Raw genomic sequence first — 17753 nt, 5'->3', positions numbered from 1 at the left:
ATGACAACTTCGACCTCGGCGATGTGCCCCTGCTCAGCGGTGAGACGCTGTCGAATGCGGTACTGGCGTACAAGACCTATGGTCGACTGAACGAGGCAGGCGACAACGTCGTCGTCCTGCCCACGTTCTACACCGGAACCCACATCCGCAACGAAGGCTTCTTCGGTCCGGGGCGGGCCATCGACCCCGCACGTCATTTCGTGGTGTCGGTCAACATGTTCGGCAACGGGCTGTCGACCTCACCGTCGACCGCGGCCCCGCCGCAGCAGGGCGCGGCATTCCCGCACGTGACGCTCTACGACAACGTTCGGTGCCAGCACCAGCTGCTGTTCGAGGAACTCGGTGTGCAGCGGATCGCACTGGTGGCCGGCTGGTCGATGGCGGGTTGTCAGGCCTACCACTGGGGTGCGATGTATCCCGAGGTGGTCGACGCGATCGTCCCGTTCTGCGCCTCGGCCAGGACCTCACCGCACAACGTGGTGTTCCTGGAGGGCATCAAGGCGGCGCTGCGGGCGGACCCACTCTGGGAGCACGGGTCACCGATCCGAGGTTTGAAGGCGTTCGCCCGGGTCTACGCCGGGTGGGCGTACTCGCAGACGTTCTACCGGGACGGGCACTTCCGCTCCCTCGGCTACGACACGGTCGAGGACCTGCTGGTCGACTGGGAGCACGACCACGTCGACAACTGGAACGCCCACGACCTGCTGGCCAAGATCTGGAGTTGGAAGACCAGCGATATCAGCGCAAACCCGCTGTACCACGGCGACTTTCACACCGCGCTCGCAGCGACCACCGCGCGCGCCATCCTGATCCCGTGCACCCAGGACCTGTACTTCCCGCCAGAGGACAACGGACTCGAGGTCGTGCAGATGCCCAACGCCGAGCTTCGGCCCTACGATTCACCGCTCGGCCACTGCGTCGCCAGCCCCGGCAACGATGCCGGGTTCGCCGAGTTCCTGGATGCCGCCATCCGCGACGTACTGGTCTGATCAGCAGGCGCCGGGGCGTCACGACCGCGGCACGCGACCTGCGCTACTCCTCTACTGAGCCGCCGTCGCGCACACTGGGACGCGCAACGGAGCGCAATGGAGGAACGGTGCCGGAAACCAGCCCTAAGCCCGAATACGACGCCGAGTACGACGCCGAGTACGACTACGTCATCGTCGGCGCGGGAAGCGCGGGGTGCCTGCTCGCCAACCGGCTCAGCGCCGACCCCGCTCACCGTGTGCTCCTCGTGGAAGCCGGCGGCAAGGACGACTGGTTCTGGATCAAGGTGCCGGTGGGCTATCTGTACACGATCGCCAACCCCCGCACAGACTGGTGCTTCACCACCGAACCCGACCCGGGTCTGGCCGGGCGCAGCATCAATTACGCGCGGGGCCGCGTGATCGGCGGTTGTTCGTCGATCAACGCGATGATCCACATGCGCGGGCAGGCCAGCGATTACCAACAGTGGGCACAGGCCACCGGTGACGACCGGTGGCTCTGGGGCGGCCCGGACCGTATGGGCCAGACCCTGGCGATCTACAAGGAGTTGGAGAACTACTTCGGCGGCGCCGACGACTGGCACGGCAGCGCCGGCGAGATCCGGGTCGAGCGACCGCGGGTGCGCTGGAAGATCCTGGACGCCTGGCAGGATGCCGCCGCCCAGTGGGGTATCGCGCCGATCGAGGAGTTCAACCGCGGTGACAATTCCGGTAGCGCGTACTTCCACGTCAACCAGAAACGCGGCCGACGCTGGTCGATGGCCGATGCCTTCCTGCACCCTGTCGCCCACCGCCCCAATCTCACCGTCTACACCAAGACCCAGGGGCTGGGGCTGCTGCTGGACGATCAGGTCAGCGACAACCAGCGTCGCGGTGCCTGGACCACGGCCCGGCACCGCGCGTCCGGGGTACGGCTGTTGAAGGACGGTCAGATCGTCACGGTGCGAGCCCGCCGGGAGGTGCTCCTGAGCGCGGGAACGATCGGCTCACCACATCTGATGCAGGTGTCCGGCCTGGGCCCGGCCGAACTCCTCACCCGCCATCAGGTGCCGGTCGCCGTCGACCTACCCGGAGTGGGCGAGAACCTTCAAGACCACCTGCAACTGCGAACGGTCTACCGGATCCGAGGAGCGCGCACCGTCAACACGCTGTACCGCAACTGGATCACCCGGGCGGGGATGGGCCTGCAGTACCTGCTGCTGCGATCGGGACCGCTGACGATGCCCCCGTCCACCCTGGGGGCCTTCGCGAAAAGCGACCCTGCGCTGAGCAGTCCCGATCTCGAGTGGCATGTGCAGCCTCTGTCACTGCCGAAGTTCGGCGAGCCGCTTCACCCGTACAGCGCCATCACGCCGTCGGTCTGCAACCTGCGGCCCACCTCGCGCGGCCATGTCCGGATGGCCGACGCGGACCCGTTGGCCCACCCCAAGATCCTCTGCAACTACCTGTCCACCGACGCCGACCGGGAGATCGCCGTGCGCGGGCTTCGTATGACCCGGCAGATCATGGCGTCACCGGCGCTGGCCCGCTACCGCCCCGAAGAGATGCTCCCCGGCCCAGACCTACAGAGCGACGACGACCTGCAGGCCGCGGCTCGCGAACTGGGGACGACCATCTTCCACCCGGTGGGCACCTGCGCGATGGGCGCCTTCGACACCCACGGCGTGCCACGGTCGGCGGCCACGGTGCTCGACACCGACTGCCGCGTATTCCGCGTCGCGGGCCTACGGGTGATCGACGCGTCGGCGATGCCCACCATCACGTCGGGGAACACCAACGCGCCGGTCATGCTGATCGCCGAGCGCGCGGCGCGGTCGATCCTGGGATGAGCCGTCACGCAAGGCGTTCATGCAACCACTCCTGCGCCGTGGTGGTCGGGATGCCACGAGATCCGTTGAAGCTAGCGGCTTTCGGCCACGCGACGCCCCTGCCCTGGGCGAACACCGCGCGGTACTTGCGCATGGAGTCGTCGGGGTGTCGGGTGAGGTCGTCGAGCAAGCGCGCGACCGTCCACTCCCTGCGGATGACCGGCACGCCCCGGGCCCGTTCGACGATGTCCGCGAGTTGTCGATAGGTGATCGTGTCACCGGCGACATAGACGACCTGGTTCGCGATGCGTGGCCGGGCCGACACGATCTCCGCGGTCAGTATGCCGATGTCCTCCGGGGTGGTGACAGTGACCGCGTTGTCCCATCCGCCCAGCGCATTGACCGTACTGGTGGCGAAATCGACCACACCGAAGTCCGGCTCGAAGAGAAAGCTGGTGAACATTCCGGTGGACACGATCACCCAGTCGGTGACGTCCTGTGCGCGCAGCAGGTCACGGACATCGAGTTGCTCGTCGAACAGATCCTGCGGACTTCCGCGCCCGATCGCGTCGTAGTCGGCTCCGAACTGCCACGGCAGATATCGGCGGACCCCGGCCTGCAGGACGGCCTCGGTGATCCTGCGTTGGGTTCCCGGCCCCGCTGCGAATCCGAGGCAACTGATCACCGTGTGGAACCGGGCAAAGATCCCCGCCAGTTCACCGACGGTCGCCGTGCCGATATCGGCCTCCACGACAGCCACTCCTTTGGCGGCGAGTCCGGCACGTAGGGCGACGTGTCTCGGGTTGTTCGTCGGTCGCAGCAACACCGTCACTGGCGGCGGGTCGTCCCGTCGTGTCAGCGCGCCTACCACGCTGCCGCCGAGCTCACCGGCGCCGATGACGAGAGTCGGGTCTCCACCCGACGGGTGTTCGGTCGTCATGACCCGGTGGAACAGCCCTCTGCGGTCGGGCATTCCCGCACGAAGGGTCCGGAATAAACCACGCGCCCGATGCCTTGGCTGGAGAGTCGCCCTCCCCCGACCCAGGAGCAGCCATGACCCGTCCCATCCGCGTCGCCGTACAGATCCAACCCGGCGGTACACCCGATTACGCCACGTGGCGCGACGCCGTCCTGGCGGCCGATGACCTCGGCGTCGACGTCATCTTCGGCTACGACCACTTCCACCGCCCGGCGATGAAGGCCATCGTCGACGGCAAACCCGTCATGTATGACGATCAGCCCGACGTCTCCAACTTCGAGGGCTGGACTGCACTCGCGTCGTGGGGCGAGATCACCTCACACGCCGAAATCGGGCTCCTCGTCACCGGCGTGGGTTACCGCAACCCCGACCTGCTGGCCGACATGGCGCGCACCGTGGACCACATCAGCGGCGGACGGCTCATTCTCGGCCTAGGTGCGGGATGGTACGAAAAGGACTACACCACTTACGGTTACGACTTCGGAACATTCGGTTCACGCTTCGATCTGTTCGACGAGAGTCTGCTCCGTATCGAGAAACGGCTTGGCGCACTGATTCCGCCACCGGTGCGTAAGCTGCCGATTCTCATCGGCGGTACCGGACCCAAGCGTTCACTGCCGGCCATCGCCAGGCACGCCGACATCTGGCACGCGTTCCAGGATCTCGATGCGTTCCGCAGATCCAGCGACCGCGTCGACGAGTTGGCGGCGACGTTCGGCCGCGACGGCGCCGACATCGAACGGTCAACGCTCTGGGAGAGCGAGGACAGCGCCGATGCCTTCCGCGAGGCGGGTGTGACACTGTTCCAAACTGAACTCACCGCCGACAACGGTTACGACGTCGCCTCGCTCAAGCAGGTGATCGCCTGGCGAGACAACGGCTGACCACTGCAGCTGCGCGCGCCGGTGACGTCAGTCGTCCTCGTTCTCGTCCTCGTTGTTGCGGCGCGCGGCTTCGATGATCTCTGGCGGTGCCGGCTTCTGCAGCCAGGCCCGAATTCGCAGCAATCCTCCGACGACGGTCCCGATCGCGAAGACCGCAATGACGATCCAAACTGCAGTGGACATCTACCCAGTGTCCGCCCGCGGGCCCCTCCACGGGAAGAAATTATGGCGGGGATGACCTGAGAGGTAATGGTCCGGCGCTCATCGGACTGAAAGACTTGTTTCTGTGAACACCCGCGAGACAGTCAACGAGCTGCTTCGCCGTATCGCGTCCGGTAACCAGGCATACATCGCTGAGCTCTACGCCGAACAGATTTCGTGGAAACTGAACTGGCCGGCCGGCGACTACGCCAACGTCATCCCCTGGATCCAGCAGCGGTCCACCCGTGGCGGGATCGAGGAACACTTCCGACTCATCGCCGACTACCACGTCGCGAAACTGAGCTCCGCGGAGGTGATTTCGATTCTGGTCGACGGTCACGACGCGGTCGTCCTCGGGGAACTGCACAACACCGCCGAACCGACCGGGCGCAGCTACGACGCCGCATTCGCGCTGCACGTGACCGTCGAGGACGGACTTATCACGCGACACCACATCTACGAGGACAGTCTGTCGGTGTTCCGGGCGTTCGCAGGCTGAACCTTGACCTTCGCGCCGGCGGCGGCGCCGCCGATACTCAGATCCGATGCCTATCGGACTGGACGCCCCGGACGGCACGACGCTCGTCGCAGAGGTGACCGGCTCCGGCCCGCCGGTCGTGCTCGTCCACGGAACAGGCGGCGGTCTGGGGACTTGGCAGCAGGTGGGTTCGCGACTGCGCGGCCACCAGATTGTGCGGTACGCGCGCCGTAATCATCCGCCCAGCGATGTCGGGACGTCGCCGAACACCTTCGCGGCAGAGGGCGACGACCTCCGCGAAGTGTTGAAGTATCTCGACGCTCCCGCGGCGCGCGTCGTCGGCGGCTCCTACGGCGCCACCGTGGCGTTGCACGTGGCCGCCGTGGACAGCGAACGAGTCGCGTCATTGGCCTTGTTCGAGCCACCGATACTTCTGGTGGGCGAGCACCTGTCTCCGGTTCTCGACCGGTTCCGAACACTGTGTGCAACAGAGAAATACGATGCTGCTCTGGAGATGTTCGCACGTGAGGTCGCGCGTATTCCCGAATCCGTGCTGGCTGGCACAGGCCCCACTGGATGCTGCCGATCCGGAAGCAAGCCGGATCGCCGCCGACGCTGTCCGGGCCGACCTGGAGAGCATGGCGGCTGAATCCACCGATACGCAGCGGTGGGCGTCAATCGATGTGCCGGTGCTGCTCATGGAGGCGGCCAGAGTTGGCCACCCTTACCCGAGGGCATGGACCGCTTGGCCGCCGTGTTGCCGCACGCACAGCGCATGTCCTGGCCCGGACAAACCCACTTCGCTATCGACGTGGCACCGGACGTGGTCGCCGAGGCGATCCAGCTCTTCCTCGACCAATAGACGCTCTGTCGCAGAGTGTTTGACTGCTCGTCAGCATCGCAGGTTGCCCCTCGAGAACTTGCCCCTTCTGAGGGACCTCTCTCTGATGTGGTCATACGCTTGCGTCTCAAACGATTGCTGTGTGCCCACCTCCCCGCGCTGAGTTACGGCCTGACCGCCAGCCCCCACGACATCCTCGACGATGGCGTCGTTGGGCGACAACATCATCGACGACCTTGGGCGAGGTATCGTCGCGCTCCCTCAGCCCTCGAATCTTCGCTTCGTCGAACACAACATTCGTCGACAGGGTGGAACAACTCGTTGCGAGAACCTATGCCCGAAACGGCGTCGTCCGAGATTTCGACGGGTCCAGGCGTGCTGACAGCCCGGTCAGAGCCCGAGTTCGCTCAGCCCGGGATGACCGTCGGGGCGCGGCCCGGAGTCGTCCCAGTGGAACAGTCGGTCCGACTCGGTGATGGGCACGTCGTTGATGCTGGCGTGCCGGGTCTTCATCAGACCGTCAGCCGCGAACTCCCAATTCTCGTTGCCGTACGCGCGGAACCACCGGCCATCGGCAACGTGGTATTCGTAGGCGAATCGCACCGCGATCCGGTCGTCGCCGTAGGCCCACAGCTCCTTGATCAGCCGATAGTCGAGTTCGGCTGCCCACTTGCCCGCCAAGAACTCGATGATCTCTGCACGACCCCGCAGGAATGTGGACCTGTTTCGCCACCGGCTGTCCGGCGTGTAGCCCAGCGCCACCCGTTGCGGGTCGCGGGTGTTCCAAAGGTTCTCCCCGGCACGCACCTTCGCGGTGGCGTCCGCCAGGGTGAACGGCGGAACGAGTGGTTGTGACATGACGACTCCTCGACGATGTACCGAGAACCTCTACCGGTCCCCGCATCAAGGATGGCCCGTGGCGTCGGGCTTCCGCATCACCCGACAGCGGTCAGGATGACACCTCTTCGGCGAGCCGAGCGAGGGTGTCGCTCAGCTGATCCTGCGTGACCAGCGGAAACTTCACCTTCTCGAGCAGTTTCTTGTCGGTGACCTTCGACCAGTCGTAGGTGTGGCGCACCAGGGTCTCGTTGGGGCCTTCGGACTCCAACTCCCACAACCACTCCCAACCGGGCGGTGTGGTGCCGGCCGGGGCAGTCTGCCAGGCCAGCAGCTTGTCCTTCGCGTAGCCGGTGACGTGATTGTCGGTCTTGTACTCGCCGCCCATGTGCGGGCCGTGCATGTTCATTGTGAACACGTCGCCGACTTTCTGAATGCGGTCGGCGTGGTCCACGCTGCGGATGAATCCCGAGCCGTCGAGGGCGGGATGCCGCTGCGGATTGGACAACACGTCGAATACCGTATCGACGGGGGCTGTGATGGTTCGTTCCACCGTGACTTTGTTCTCGTCGCTCATGTCTTCACACTGCCCCGACTCGGCCACCGGGAAACGTCGACGCGGTGTGCGCTGGTCTGGTGACCCGCCGGGACGAGGCCACGGTAGCGTGGCGACGATGACCAGCCTTCGCCTGCGCCACACCGTCCCCGCCGCCGCAATCGTTCTCGCCCTGACGGCATGCGGTTCCGGCACGGTCCCGTCGTCGGAGGCCCAGACACCCGCACCCGCCAGCCCCTGCCCGACCGGAGCGCCGCAGGAAGGCGGGACGCCGGACTGGACGCTGCCCGGAGCGACCGGCAGCGTCGAGGTGACCGGGCCGACCGACACGGCCTCTCCGCTGGTCAGCGTCACGGCGCCGTTCAGCGTCGACGAGACCACGGTGCACACGCTGCAGGCAGGCGAGGGCCCTGTCGTCGCCCCCGCCGCCACCGTTTCGGTCTGTTACCTCGGGGTCAACGGGCGGGACGGATCGATCTTCGACAGCAGCTATCAGCGCGGTATGCCGGTCGACTTCCCGCTCGACGGTGTCATCCCCGGATTCCAGAAGGCCATCGCCGGACAGAACGTCGGCTCCACCGTCGCGGTCGCGATGACCTCCGCCGATGGATACCCCCAGGGCCAGCCCGGCGCCGGCATCCTGCCGGGTGACTCCCTGATCTTCGCCATCAAGATTCTCGGCGCCACCGGCTGACGGAGCCAGGTACCCGGGGGGGACTGCACGACGAACGTGAGAACTCACCAGTGACGACCGTCCATGCCCGCAACGGCGTCCTGATGGCGATCGCCGCCCAGATGTGTATCCAGCTCGGCCTGGTCGTCGCTGTCGGGCTGATCGACCAGATCGGCTCCGACGGCACCGCGTGGCTGCGGCTGTCGCTGGCCGGCGTCATTTTGCTGATCGCCGTGCGTCCCCGGCCGTCGGCCTTCACCTGGCGCACATTCGGCATGTGCGTGGTCCTCGGCTGCGTCACCGCCGCGATCTCGCTGCTGTTCATGGCCTCGCTGGATCGGCTGACTCTGGGAACCGCGACTGCGCTGGAGTTCCTCGGTCCTCTTGCCATCGCGATGCTCCACGGCCGCGGCCGGGCCCGCGTGCTGTGGCCCGCGCTCGCCCTGCTCGGTGTCGTGCTGCTGAGCCATCCGTTCGGCGGCGGCATCGACGGGAAGGGCGCCTTCCTTGCCCTGGCGGCAGGCGTCTGCTGGGCGATCTACATCCTGCTGACTCAGCGGGTCGGCGACCAGGTCGCCGGCATCAACGGGCTGGCGATCTCGATGCCCGTGGCGGGGCTGGTGTCGACCTTCTTCGTCGACAGCATCGGGTTCTCGCTGCTGACTCCTCAGCTGTTGCTGATCGGCCTCGGGATGGCGCTGTTGCTGCCGGTGATCCCGTATGTGCTGGAACTGCTCGCGCTGCGTCGGCTGACCACTGCGACCTTCGGTGTCCTGATGAGTCTGGAACCAGCCTTCGCGGCCCTGGTCGGATTCCTTCTGCTCGACCAGAATCCGGGCGTTGCGGGCTTGCTCGGCATCGGTGCGGTGGTGGCCGCCGGTGTCGGCGCCGCCCGCGCCGGCGGCCGCGAGATGGCCGTGCCCGTCGAGGTCGGTTGACCGACGGGTAGCCCCGATACGGGCACGCGGTTCATGATGTCCCCATGGAATCCACCCGCGTCGATCGATGGCTCTGGGCGGTCCGCCTGACCAAGACCCGCCCGGATGCCGCCTCGGCGTGCCGGGGCGGTCAGGTCCGGGTCAACGGTCGCCAGGCCAAGCCCTCGACGCTGGTGTCCCCCGGCGACGAGGTGCGGGCCCGCGTCGGCGACGTCACCCGGATCGTCCAGGTGTCCCGGATCATCCAGAAGCGGGTCGGAGCAGCCGACGCGGTGACGTGCTATCTGGACCGCACTCCCCCGCCCCCGCCGACGGTCGCGGTGCCTGTCGCGGTGCGCGACCGTGGCGCCGGCCGGCCGACGAAGCGGGACCGGCGGGTCCTCGACAAATGGCGCGCACAGCACGGCTGATCTCCGGTGAGCCGCCTCGTCCACGTCATCGCCGTCCTGGCGATCGTCGCCGTTCCGTTCGTCGGGTGGTTCGTCGACGGCTGGTCCGGCGGCACGACACTGGTGGTGTACTGGTTCGAGACCCTGGTGGTGACGCTGCTCATCGCGGCGCGCGTTCTGGTACACCGCCGTCTGGCCCCGTGCCGCGGGCACTACCGGTATCAGGCCGCCGGCTCGACGACGCAAAGCCCCACGAGGCCGTCGTTTCTGGCCGGGTTCCTGATCACCAGCCTCGCGTTCACCGCGGCGCACGGGGTGTTCCTGGTGGTGATCGTCTTCCTGCTGGGCCGAAACGGCCAGCGGAACCTCGCCGGAATCGACTGGCACAGCGTTAGATTCGGATGCCTGTTGGTGCTCGGCTTCCTGTGTGTGGACCTCGCAGTGGATCTGGTCACGGTGCGCCGCTGGCCGTTCCGCAGACTCGAGCTGATGGCAAAGCAGGGATTCAGTCGTATCGTCGTCGTCCACCTCACCTTGATCCTCGGACTCTTTGCAATCGCCGTCACCGACGCCCCGAATGCACTGTTCGGCGTATTCGTCGTCCTCAAGAGTCTCGCCGCGCTCAGTTTCGCGCTCCCGCAGTGGGAGCCGCAACAGCCACCAGCCTGGTTCAGCCGTGCGATGAACCGGCTGCCCAACGTGCATCCGGGCCAGCGGTTCGAGGAGCACTGGGCCAAGGACCGGGCCGACGAACTGGCGCGGCTCGCTCGCAACGAAGAGCCCTGGACACCTTCGACACGCTGAGGCGCGGCCTCAACCGGGCTGCTGGGCCCCTGAGAACACCTGGTCGACAACACGATCGACGTACTCGTCGGTGAGTCCGGCTTCGGTATAGGGCACGAGCAGTCGGTGATAGATCGGTCCGTACAGCGTGTCGAGCACGACGTCGGGATCCAGGTCGCCGCGAAGTTCCCCGCTCTCCATACCGTGCCGCACGAGTTCGCGCGCCACGGCTCTGCGCGGCTCCACCCACCGGTTCCGGACCTCCTCCCGCAGAACGGCATCGACCTGCGCGCGGCCGATCACCGCGCGCAGAAGTTGTCCGGTCGGGCCCCGGTAGGCTCGCGCCAGCGACCTCATCGACGACTGGAAGCTCTCACGGACGGTGTCCTGCTCCCGGATCGGCGCCAGCGCGCTCACGTCCTCCAGAAATGCGTCCACCACCAGCGCCCATACGTTCGGCCACCGGCGATACACCGTGGTCTTACCGACCGCGGCGCGCGCGGCCACCTTCTCGGCGGTGAGCGAGTCCAGCCCGTGCTCCTCGATCAGATCCCTTGCTGCGCGCAGGATGGAGCCGGTCACCGCCGATCCCCGTGGGCGCACCCCGGTCGATGCCACGACCACCCCTGTCCTAGTTCGGAACTGCCACGCTCATGCCACCGTCGACCATCCATACTGCCCCGACGGCATAGCTCGCCGCGTCGGAGGCCAGGAACGCGATGGCGTCGGCGATCTCACGGGGATCCGCCGCGCGGCCGATCGGCGCACCCTTACCGTGCGCGCTGAGCGCATCCGGGTCACCGAGGATGTTAGTGACGGTGTCCCCGACACCGACGGCGTTGACGCGGATGCCGTTCCCGATTCCCTCCAGGGCGGCGGTGCGGGTCAGTTGGGCGAGCGCGCCTTTGGATGCGGCGTACGCGGAGATGGTCGGAAATGCCTGGAAACAGGCGTAGGAGCCGACGTTGACGATGGAGCCGCCGCCTTGCGGAATCATCGCCTTCATCGCTTCCCTGGTGTGCAGGAACGCGCCTGTGACGTTCGTGGCCATCATTCGGTTCCAGTCCTCGAGCGTGGTTTCGACGACGGTCTTGTTCACGATCGTGCCGGCGTTGTTGACCAGCGTGTCGAGCCTGCCGAACCTCGCGACGGCGGTGCTGACGGCCTCGGCGGCGGTGTCTTCGGAGGCCACGTCGCCCACCACTGGGACGACGGCGTCGATGTCGGCGAATTCGTCGACCACCTTCGGGTCGATGTCTTCGGCGACGACGGACATTCCGCGCTCGACGAACAGTCGGGTCGTCGCGCGTCCGATGCCGCTCGCCGCGCCGGTGACCACGGCGACCTTGCCGACCTCGTCACGAAAATGTGGGGTAGTCATGACTCTCCTCTATCGAAACGGTACGTATCGTCACGATAGCAATGTCACGGCGGATGACAAGTCCGCACGAGAGTGTGGCCAGATTCCGGCGACGGCTGACCATCTCGCCACTGTTGGCAAGCGTCCCGATCGAGCATGGTGGCAGGCATGACCGATGCCGCCGTCACCCGATGGAATCTGCCCGACTCCGACATCTGTTCCGCCGCAATGCGATTGCTCTACGACGTATCGCCTGCCTTTCTCGCCGACCACTGTGTCCGCAGCTTCGTGTTCGGTCGCGAACTGGCCGCCGCCAGAGGCCTGCGCGGCGGCATCGACTACGACGAAGAACTCGTCTTCCTGGCCTGCGCGCTGCACGACCTCGGTCTCACCGACTACGGCGAGGGCGACCAGCGCTTTGAGGTCGACGGCGCCGACGCCGCCGCCCGGTTTCTGCGCGACCGTGCCGTGGCCGAGGATCGGGTTACGCCGGTGTGGCAGGCGATCGCATTGCACACCAGCCTCGGGGTGGCGCACCGGTTCGGACCCGTGCAGGCGGTCTCATTCCTCGGAATCACCCTCGACATCGACGGCCGCGAAAGGGATGCGCTGCCGCCCGGGTTCGCCGACCGGGTGCACGCGCAGTGGCCCCGCGACGATCTCGGCTACGCCATCGCCCACCGCGTCGCGCGCGGCATCGCGGCGAAGCCGGACAAGGCACCGCCGTTCAGCTTCCCTGCTCACATCCACCAACTCGTCAACGGCGGCCCACCGATGACTTTCTGGGACGTCGTCGACAACGCTCCGTGGGGCGACCGCGCTCGGCCTCTCCCCTGTTAGGGTCCGCCCATGCACACGGTGGCGATCCTGGCGTTGCCGGACGTGATCGCGTTCGACCTGAGTGTCCCCGTCGAGGTGTTCGGCCGCGTCGTACTCGGCAACGGCGACAACGCTTATCGCCTGGTGGTGTGCGGTACCGAACCCGCCGTTTCCGCCGGGCCGCTGCTACGCATCGCGACAGATTACGGCCTGGACGCACTCGCCGGGGCTGACACCGTGGTGATACCCGGCCGCAACGACGCCGACGCCGAGGTCCCGGCAGAGGTGACGGCGGCGCTGCGCGGAGCGTTCAACAGCGGCGCCCGCATCGCGTCGATCTGCACCGGCGCATTCATCCTGGCCGCGGCAGGGCTTCTCGACGGCAGGCGGGCCACCACCCACTGGATGGCGGCCGACCTGTTCCGCGGCGCCTTCCCCGCGGTGGATCTCGACCCGGACGTGCTCTATGTCGACGAAGGACAGATCCTGACCTCCGCGGGAGCTTCGGCGGGCCTGGATCTCTGCCTGCACATGGTCGCCAACGACTTCGGTGCCGCCGCCGCGGCCACCGCCGCCCGCATCGCGGTCACACCGCTGCATCGCAGCGGCGGCCAGGCACAGTTCATCGTCCGAAACCAACTGCCGGCCAACGGCATCGGCGAGCGTACCGAACTCGACTCGGTGCTGGCCTGGATCGAGGAGAACGCCCACCGAGACCTGACGCTGATGGATATCGCCGCGGAGGCGGCCATGAGCGTGCGCACCCTCAACCGCCGATTCCAGGCCGAGGTCGGGCAGACCCCGATGCAGTGGCTCACCGGGGTGCGGGTACGCAGGGCTCAGGAACTGCTCGAGCGCTCCGCCCACGGCATCGAACGTATCGGCCGCGACGTGGGATTCACGTCGGCAGCCAATTTCCGGGAGCAGTTCCGCCGGCTCAGTGGTGTCGCACCACAGAGCTACCGCAACACCTTCCGTGACAGGCACGCCGGCTGATCCACCGCGCCGGTGGCCGGATCGCGGCGCTGATTGGCCGAAATGCGGTTTCGCCGAACATGATCCGCCATGCACGCTGAAGTGATGGATGCACAGATCGTCTTGTTCGACGGGTTCGACCCGCTCGATGTCGTCGCGCCGTACGAGGTCCTCGTCGCCGGCAGCGACTACGTCGGCGGCGAGCTCGGGGTCCACCTGGTCACCGCGGAGGGGCCTCGCACGGTCGTCAGCGGCTCTCGCGGACTGACCCTGCGCGCGACAGACCGGCTGGATCCGGCCAAGCCCGGTTACGTCATCGTGCCCGGCGCCGTAGGTCCGCTGGCGGGTGACCCCGACGACGGTGTCGAGACCATCCCGGTGCTACTGGCCCGCTTCGGCGAGACCGCGGCCGTCGACCTGATGCGTGCGGCGATGGGCCACCCCGATGTCACCGTCGCGACGGTGTGCGGCGGCTCGCTGGCCCTGGCGATGGCCGGGCTGATCGACGGCCGGCGCGCGAACACCCACCACCTCGGCGTCGACGTCCTCGAGGCGACCGGCGTCGTCCCGATCTCGGCCAGGGTCGTCGACGACGGGGATCTGATCACCGCGGGCGGGGTGACCTCGGGACTGGACCTCGCGCTGTACCTGCTCGAGCGCGGGTACGGTCCCCGCATCGCCCACGCCGTCGAGCAGATGTTCGCCTACGAGCGCCGGGGAACCGTCTGGTCGGAGTCCGGCAGGGAACCGAAAGCGTGGTGAGCGCAGGGCTCGTCGGCGACTGGGATGTGCGGATCAAGACGCCGATCGGGACCCTGGCGGTGGCGTACACGTTCACCGAGCGGAACGGGGTACTCAGCGCGACCGCGACCGGCGCCCACGAGACCGTCCCGGTGACCGACATCGTGTGCACCGGCGAGCACACCGTGACCTGGCGCCAGACGGTGACGCGACCTATGCGGCTGCACCTGCGGTTCGACATCCGCGTCGACCGTGACCGGCTCGAGGGGTACTCCCGCGCGGGGCGGCTGCCGCGTTCGGTGGTCAGCGGAGTACGCCGAAGGTAGCGCGGGCTATCCGCCGAGCTCGTTGACCGAGACGTCCAGGGTGGATGCCTGGGCGGCCAGCTGGTCCTCGCTGGGTTGCGCGCTGCCGATCCGCTCCATGAGTTCGCCGCGGGAGATCACCTCGAGCGCACCGCGATAAGCGTCCTCGTGCTTCTGTTCGGCGCTGATCACCTCGGTGCGGCCCTCGATCAGCACAAGCGCTGAAGTGTCGTCGGCGTCGAGGAGTCGGCGGAGGTCCTGCGCTGAGATCGTCATCGCCGTCGTATGCCCGCCGAGCGTAACGCCGAATCGTCACATGACGAAGTACCTGATGCGGCGCACCGGTTCGGGGGGAAGCCGGTGCGCCGCGACCAGGCACGCGCATCTCTCGGATGCGCACGAAAGACAGGCAGTTCACATGGATCTGATGCACAACGTGTTGCGACGATTCTTCGCCGGTGCTGTCGCGGCACTACTCGTTTCCGGCCTCATCACGATCGCGGGCGCCGCGCCCGCGGGTGCGTACTCGCGGCCCGGGCTTCCGGTGGAAACCCTGATGGTGCCGTCCGCGGCGATGGGCCGAGACATCCCGGTGAAGTTCCAGGGCGGTGGACCCAAGGCGGTCTACCTGCTCGACGGGATGCGGGCGCGCGACGACAACAGCGGCTGGGACATCGAGACCGCGGCGTTCGAGACGTTCTTCGAGTCCGGCCTCTCGGTGGTCATGCCCGTCGGCGGCATGTCCAGCTTCTACACCAACTGGCAGAACCCCGCCGTCGGCAACGGCGCCACCTACAACTACCAGTGGGAGACCTTCTTGACCTCGGAGTTGCCGGCCTACCTGGCCGCCAACAAGGGCATCTCCCCAAGCGGCAACGCGGTGGTCGGCCTGTCCATGTCCGGCAGCGCGGCGCTGATCCTCGCGGCCTACCACCCCAGCCAGTTCAGCTACGCCGCGTCGCTGTCGGGCTACCTGAACCTGTCCGAGGGCGTCTGGCCGCTGCTGGTCAGCGTCGCGATGCGCGACGCAGGCGGGTTCAGCTCCATGGCGATGTGGGGGCTGGGCGGCGGCCCGGCGTGGAAGCGCAACGACCCCACCGTCAACGTCGGCAAGCTGGTCGCCAACGGGACCCGGATCTGGGTGTACTGCGGCACCGGGCGGCCCGGCGACCTCGGCGGGGGCGGCGACGTCCCGGGCCAGGTGCTCGAGGCCATCACCCTGGACAGCAACCGGAACTTCCAACGCCAGTACCAGCGCGCCGGCGGCGGGAACGGCGTGTTCAACTTCCCGCCCAACGGTACGCACGGGTGGGGTTACTGGGGCTCGCAACTCAACGCGATGAAGCCGGACATCCAGCGGGTGCTGGGCGCCTGAGCCCGTCCACGACATCCACAGACCCACGACCCGGAAAACCCGAAGGCCACCCCAGACGATGTCTGCGGTGGCCTTCGGCGTCGCGGGCGATCAGTACGTCGGAACGAACACGCCGTTCAGCCACACGCCCCAGTGCTGCCAGCCCTCGTCCCAGACCTGCGGCTGGCCGTTGGCCCAGGACGGGTCGACCGGCTTCGGGGGCGCCCCCGCGGGCGGGGTGCCCTCGTTCGGGCCGGCCGGCGGGGCCGGCGGAGGCGTCCAGCCCGGCTGGGCGGCGGCCGTCGACGCGACTCCCATCGCACCGGCAGTCAGCCCACCGAACACCGCTGCACTGGCAAGGACCTGGCTCAACTTCATCGTCAACACTCCATTCCCGGGTTGGCACCCGCAGTCGTCGAGTACGGCTCACTGTTAGCCACAAGACCGCACCGGTAAACCCGGCAGCGTTGTGGGCTGCTGCACACTGGGCGTATGACCGACCCGCTTCGTGCCGAGTTGCAGCGCATCGCACAGGGTTCGGGTGCCGATTCTGCGTCGGCACGCATCGCGCTCTCCGACGGTCGCGTACGGGAACGGCTCGAGGCGGCGATGAGAGCCCTGGCCGCACATCGAGGGCCCGACAGCAGCACCTGTCCGTCGGATGCCGCGCGCGCCGTCGGGGACGAGGACGGATGGCGGGCGTTGATGGACGATGCGCGTGCCATCGCACGGGAGCTGGCCACTGCCGGAGTCGTCGAGATCACTCAGCGCGGCAAGGTGGTCGACCCCGGCGCCGAGTGGCGCGGTCCGATCAGGATCAGGATCCGAACCTAGCGCCCAGCACTTCTAGGCTGCAGGGCATGGCCGACCACGACCACGACCGCTGGGATCGCCGGTACCGCGAGATCGCCGCGCCCCGCCTCGACGACGTCGGACCGCCTGCGGTCTTCGCGCCGCACGCCGACCTGTTCCCGGTAGCCGGCCGCGCGCTCGAACTGGCGTGCGGCGTCGGCACCGCCGCCGTCTGGCTGGCCCGCCGCGGGCTTGCGGTGCGCGCCTACGACGTGTCGCCGGTGGCGATCGCGCACGCCGACGAACTCGCGCGGCGCTGTGGCGTTGCCGGCCAGTGTGTCTTCGACGTGGCCGATCTCGACCTCGGTCTGCCCTCGGGCAGCCCGGTGGATGTGCTGCTGTGCAACAGGTTCCGCGATCCCCGACTGTACGCTCCGATGATCGCGCGCATCGCGCAGGGCGGGTTGCTCGCGATCAGCGTGCTCAGCGAGGTCGGCGCACAGCCGGGCCGGTTCCGAGCCGAGGCCGGCGAACTGGTGCGTGCGTTCGGAGCCGCCTTGCAGCCCATCGCCGCGGACGAATCCGACGGTGAGGCATGGCTGCTCGCCCGGATGCGGTGAGAAAGCCTATTGTGCAGCGTGATTCGTCGTCCCGGGGCGGCGCAGCGCGCCCCAGAGGCCGACGCTGATACCGATCACGGCGCCGCCGAGACCGATGTACCGCTGGGACGGCCGCATCTTGTCGTGGACGCTCATCCCGCCGAGGAGATCCGACGCGTCGGCGCCACCGGAGGCGAGGAACCAGCCGCGGCTGTCGGCGCCACGCAAACCGGACGCGACCAGCAGACCTCCGATCAGCGCGTCCCGGTAGCCCATCGAGCGCAGCAGAAGCCGCGCCGTCGGCGGCGGCTCATCCGGGTCGCCCCACAGCTTGTTGGCCCGCAGCGGGTCGATGAGGAACTGGACACCCGATGCCAGACGGATGCCGCCGACGATCAGGGCTGCGCGGTCGACTGCCATGGCTGGCACCCTACGCCGACATCGGCACCGCGAGT

Annotated in this window: 25 protein-coding genes; 16 read left to right on the top strand and 9 right to left on the bottom strand. The window is 67.6% G+C overall.

The annotated features are described in order from the left end of the window. Positions 1–23: 23 nt before the first annotated feature. Together NTM_RS21095 and NTM_RS21090 are read left to right on the top strand one after the other, a co-directional pair. On the top strand, positions 24–989 hold the full coding sequence (locus NTM_RS21095; RefSeq protein ID WP_232079794.1) for an alpha/beta fold hydrolase: 966 nt from the start codon (positions 24–26) through the stop codon (positions 987–989). Between the two features lie 107 nt (positions 990–1096). Further along, positions 1097–2815 (top strand): GMC family oxidoreductase, encoded by a 1719-nt coding sequence (locus tag NTM_RS21090; RefSeq protein ID WP_163767573.1) that lies wholly within the window; start codon positions 1097–1099, stop codon positions 2813–2815. A 4-nt stretch (positions 2816–2819) separates the two neighbouring features. Here NTM_RS21090 and NTM_RS21085 read toward each other — a convergent pair whose 3' ends face one another. Next, positions 2820–3734 (bottom strand): aromatic alcohol reductase, encoded by a 915-nt coding sequence (locus tag NTM_RS21085; RefSeq protein WP_104861523.1) that lies wholly within the window; start codon positions 3732–3734, stop codon positions 2820–2822. 113 nt (positions 3735–3847) lie between these two features. Between NTM_RS21085 and NTM_RS21080 the strand changes: the two genes are divergently transcribed. After that, positions 3848–4657 carry an LLM class F420-dependent oxidoreductase gene (locus NTM_RS21080; protein WP_104861077.1) on the top strand — a complete coding sequence of 270 codons (810 nt, stop codon included), beginning with the start codon at positions 3848–3850 and terminating at the stop codon, positions 4655–4657. A gap of 27 nt (positions 4658–4684) precedes the next feature. On the opposite strand, the gene NTM_RS28605 is transcribed toward NTM_RS21080, so the two are convergent. After that, the gene (locus NTM_RS28605) at positions 4685–4840 is read right to left on the bottom strand and encodes a hypothetical protein (protein WP_170311990.1); all 156 of its coding nucleotides are present in this window, start codon (positions 4838–4840) and stop codon (positions 4685–4687) included. 103 nt (positions 4841–4943) lie between these two features. Here NTM_RS28605 and NTM_RS21075 point away from each other — a divergent pair, with 103 nt between their 5' ends. Both NTM_RS21075 and NTM_RS21070 read left to right on the top strand, forming a co-directional pair. Beyond that, complete coding sequence (locus NTM_RS21075) at positions 4944–5357, top strand: nuclear transport factor 2 family protein (RefSeq protein ID WP_163767570.1); 414 nt, start codon at positions 4944–4946, stop codon at positions 5355–5357. Between the two features lie 46 nt (positions 5358–5403). Further along, positions 5404–5985, top strand: coding sequence for an alpha/beta fold hydrolase (locus NTM_RS21070; protein ID WP_232079793.1), 582 nt, complete (start codon positions 5404–5406; stop codon positions 5983–5985). A 582-nt stretch (positions 5986–6567) separates the two neighbouring features. Here the strand turns inward: NTM_RS21070 and NTM_RS21065 are convergent. Continuing rightward, on the bottom strand, positions 6568–7035 hold the full coding sequence (locus NTM_RS21065) for a nuclear transport factor 2 family protein (protein ID WP_163767567.1): 468 nt from the start codon (positions 7033–7035) through the stop codon (positions 6568–6570). A gap of 91 nt (positions 7036–7126) precedes the next feature. Then, positions 7127–7591, bottom strand: a complete 465-nt coding sequence (locus NTM_RS21060) for an SRPBCC family protein (RefSeq protein WP_163767564.1) — start codon at positions 7589–7591, stop codon at positions 7127–7129. Between the two features lie 97 nt (positions 7592–7688). Between NTM_RS21060 and NTM_RS21055 the strand changes: the two genes are divergently transcribed. Genes NTM_RS21055 through NTM_RS21040 form a run of 4 tightly spaced genes read left to right on the top strand, consistent with a single transcriptional unit; the run spans position 7689 to position 10374 of the window. Further along, positions 7689–8264 carry an FKBP-type peptidyl-prolyl cis-trans isomerase gene (locus tag NTM_RS21055; RefSeq protein WP_104861525.1) on the top strand — a complete coding sequence of 192 codons (576 nt, stop codon included), beginning with the start codon at positions 7689–7691 and terminating at the stop codon, positions 8262–8264. Positions 8265–8314: 50 nt separating this feature from the next. Continuing rightward, the gene (locus NTM_RS21050; RefSeq protein WP_232079792.1) at positions 8315–9181 is read left to right on the top strand and encodes an EamA family transporter; all 867 of its coding nucleotides are present in this window, start codon (positions 8315–8317) and stop codon (positions 9179–9181) included. 44 nt (positions 9182–9225) lie between these two features. Then, positions 9226–9591, top strand: a complete 366-nt coding sequence (locus NTM_RS21045) for an Hsp15 family ribosome-associated heat shock protein (RefSeq protein ID WP_163767561.1) — start codon at positions 9226–9228, stop codon at positions 9589–9591. Positions 9592–9597: 6 nt separating this feature from the next. Then, entirely contained in the window at positions 9598–10374 is a 777-nt protein-coding gene (locus NTM_RS21040; protein ID WP_163767559.1) for a DUF6498-containing protein, read from the top strand. Between the two features lie 9 nt (positions 10375–10383). Here the strand turns inward: NTM_RS21040 and NTM_RS21035 are convergent, their stop codons facing one another. Further along, positions 10384–10935 carry a TetR/AcrR family transcriptional regulator gene (locus tag NTM_RS21035; protein ID WP_232079791.1) on the bottom strand — a complete coding sequence of 184 codons (552 nt, stop codon included), beginning with the start codon at positions 10933–10935 and terminating at the stop codon, positions 10384–10386. A 49-nt stretch (positions 10936–10984) separates the two neighbouring features. After that, a complete protein-coding gene (locus NTM_RS21030; RefSeq protein WP_163767556.1) occupies positions 10985–11734 on the bottom strand; it encodes an SDR family NAD(P)-dependent oxidoreductase in 750 nt (249 codons plus the stop codon). A 147-nt stretch (positions 11735–11881) separates the two neighbouring features. On the opposite strand from NTM_RS21030, the gene NTM_RS21025 reads away from it, so the two are divergent. From NTM_RS21025 to NTM_RS21010, 4 genes are all read left to right on the top strand, one after another. Next, entirely contained in the window at positions 11882–12553 is a 672-nt protein-coding gene (locus tag NTM_RS21025; protein ID WP_232079790.1) for an HD domain-containing protein, read from the top strand. A gap of 9 nt (positions 12554–12562) precedes the next feature. Beyond that, positions 12563–13528, top strand: a complete 966-nt coding sequence (locus NTM_RS21020; protein WP_104861085.1) for a GlxA family transcriptional regulator — start codon at positions 12563–12565, stop codon at positions 13526–13528. Between the two features lie 84 nt (positions 13529–13612). Next, a complete protein-coding gene (locus NTM_RS21015) occupies positions 13613–14269 on the top strand; it encodes a DJ-1/PfpI family protein (protein WP_104861086.1) in 657 nt (218 codons plus the stop codon). After that, complete coding sequence (locus tag NTM_RS21010; protein WP_179963968.1) at positions 14263–14574, top strand: hypothetical protein; 312 nt, start codon at positions 14263–14265, stop codon at positions 14572–14574. The genes NTM_RS21015 and NTM_RS21010 overlap by 7 nt, the downstream gene beginning before the upstream one ends. A 6-nt stretch (positions 14575–14580) precedes the next feature. Here the strand turns inward: NTM_RS21010 and NTM_RS21005 are convergent, their stop codons facing one another. Then, entirely contained in the window at positions 14581–14829 is a 249-nt protein-coding gene (locus tag NTM_RS21005) for a hypothetical protein (protein WP_104861087.1), read from the bottom strand. Between the two features lie 142 nt (positions 14830–14971). Here NTM_RS21005 and NTM_RS21000 point away from each other — a divergent pair, with 142 nt between their 5' ends. Then, on the top strand, positions 14972–15928 hold the full coding sequence (locus NTM_RS21000) for an alpha/beta hydrolase (RefSeq protein ID WP_163767550.1): 957 nt from the start codon (positions 14972–14974) through the stop codon (positions 15926–15928). 90 nt (positions 15929–16018) lie between these two features. Here NTM_RS21000 and NTM_RS20995 read toward each other — a convergent pair whose 3' ends face one another. Further along, positions 16019–16285 (bottom strand): hypothetical protein, encoded by a 267-nt coding sequence (locus NTM_RS20995; RefSeq protein ID WP_163767547.1) that lies wholly within the window; start codon positions 16283–16285, stop codon positions 16019–16021. Between the two features lie 114 nt (positions 16286–16399). On the opposite strand from NTM_RS20995, the gene NTM_RS20990 reads away from it, so the two are divergent. Together NTM_RS20990 and NTM_RS20985 are read left to right on the top strand one after the other, a co-directional pair. After that, positions 16400–16741, top strand: coding sequence for a DUF3253 domain-containing protein (locus tag NTM_RS20990; protein ID WP_163767545.1), 342 nt, complete (start codon positions 16400–16402; stop codon positions 16739–16741). A 26-nt stretch (positions 16742–16767) separates the two neighbouring features. Next, complete coding sequence (locus NTM_RS20985) at positions 16768–17319, top strand: class I SAM-dependent methyltransferase (protein WP_104861089.1); 552 nt, start codon at positions 16768–16770, stop codon at positions 17317–17319. A gap of 6 nt (positions 17320–17325) precedes the next feature. On the opposite strand, the gene NTM_RS20980 is transcribed toward NTM_RS20985, so the two are convergent. Continuing rightward, positions 17326–17718 (bottom strand): DUF4267 domain-containing protein, encoded by a 393-nt coding sequence (locus tag NTM_RS20980; protein ID WP_104861090.1) that lies wholly within the window; start codon positions 17716–17718, stop codon positions 17326–17328. Between the last annotated feature and the right edge of the window lie 35 nt (positions 17719–17753).

This window comes from Mycolicibacterium parafortuitum, from assembly GCF_010725485.1.
Classification (GTDB): domain Bacteria; phylum Actinomycetota; class Actinomycetes; order Mycobacteriales; family Mycobacteriaceae; genus Mycobacterium.
Note: the sequence above shows the minus strand (reverse complement) of the source record. Positions and strands in the feature narration are given on the sequence as shown.